2 protein-coding genes and 1 other annotated feature are annotated in these 1,329 nt (G+C 60.4%); both genes read right to left on the bottom strand.

Features of this window, described 5'->3' with window-relative positions; all coding sequences use genetic code 11:
* Positions 1-43 precede the first annotated feature (43 nt).
* Complete coding sequence (locus tag AC2W7K_RS18050; protein WP_259800805.1) at positions 44-952, bottom strand: IS3 family transposase; 909 nt, start codon at positions 950-952, stop codon at positions 44-46.
* Positions 875-1,003 (bottom strand) — a sequence feature (AL1L pseudoknot). Its footprint overlaps the gene before it by 78 nt.
* Entirely contained in the window at positions 964-1,269 is a 306-nt protein-coding gene (locus tag AC2W7K_RS18045; RefSeq protein WP_181365656.1) for a transposase, read from the bottom strand. It overlaps the preceding feature by 40 nt.
* Positions 1,270-1,329 lie beyond the last annotated feature (60 nt).

Raw genomic sequence — 1,329 nt, 5'->3', positions numbered from 1 at the left:
CTGTCAAGCCCCGGGTTTCGTAGAGGCTCTTTTTCTTGGTTTCCTAAGCAGCCACGGGTTCTGCCGCGGACTGGTTGACCCATTCAGAATGGACCTCGATCGGCGGACGGTACCCGACCGCTGAATGCAACCGCTCCTGGTTGTACCAGGCCACCCACGCAGACGTCTCCGCGAGCACCTCGATCAATCCTGACCACACCCGTCTGTCGATCAGCTCAGCCTTGTACACCGAGTTCAGAGCCTCAGCCATCGCATTGTCATACGAATCTCCGCGCGATCCCACCGACGCGACAAGCTCGGATTCCGCGAGAGCCTCGCCATAGCGAATCGACCGAAATTGAACCCCACGGTCGCTGTGGTGGACCAGCCCCGACACATCTTCACCAGCCCGGAATTTCGCCGCTAGCGCCATCGTCAAAGCGTCCCTGGCCAGCGACTCCCGCAGATGGTTCGTCACCTGCCAGCCCACGATCTCCCTGGTGAACACATCAAGGATGAACATCGCGTACACCCACCCAGCCTGCGTCGGCACGTACGTGATATCGGCGACCCACAGACAGTTCGGACCAGCAGCCGTGAACTCACGGTCGACGAGATCGTCCGGGCAGTCCTCAGCCCTGGCTGAAGCCGTTTTCGGACGCTTCCGTCTCCGCCGGATCCCGTCGATGCCCAACTGGGCCATCAACCGCTCCACCGTGCACCGGGCCACCGGCCCGAACTGGTCGGCGTAGCCGCGGTTGATCGCCTTCCACATCTTCCGTACTCCGTAGCAGGAATAGTTCGCCTCATAGACATCCTGGATCACCACCATCAGAGCCTGGTCCCGTCGGGCCCTGGCTGATGGTTGACGTTTCTTGTACGCGTAATACGAGCTCACAGCAATCCGTGCAGCAGTCCCGGACAAGGCGCGCACGATTGGCTCGACTCCGAACTCGTGTTTGTTCTCGTCGATAAAACCGACGACTACTTCGATGGGCGGTCGAGCTCCGCCGCGAAGAAAGCCGACGCCCTCTTCAGGATCTCGTTGGCTCGTTTCGCCTCAGCCAGCTCTGCCCGTAGCCGGCGGTTCTCCGCTTCCAGGTCGACTGACTCAGTCGGTGTGGCTTTACCGGAGTCCTTGTGCTTGCGTACCCAAACTCGCAGGGTCTCTTTGCTCAGGCCGAGTTCCTTCGCGACGCGGGTGATGGCTCCGTTCGCAGTGTCCGGATCGGCTTGGGCATGGATGACGAGCTCGACAGCACGAGCCTTGAGTTCGTCGGTGTATTTCACTGGCAAGAGAGAATCTCCTTCTTCCAATCTCCCTGCCTCTATTATCCCCGGGGCATGACA

Source organism: Brevibacterium sp. LAARM2_SD2, assembly GCF_057364785.1.
Note: the sequence above shows the minus strand (reverse complement) of the source record. Positions and strands in the feature narration are given on the sequence as shown.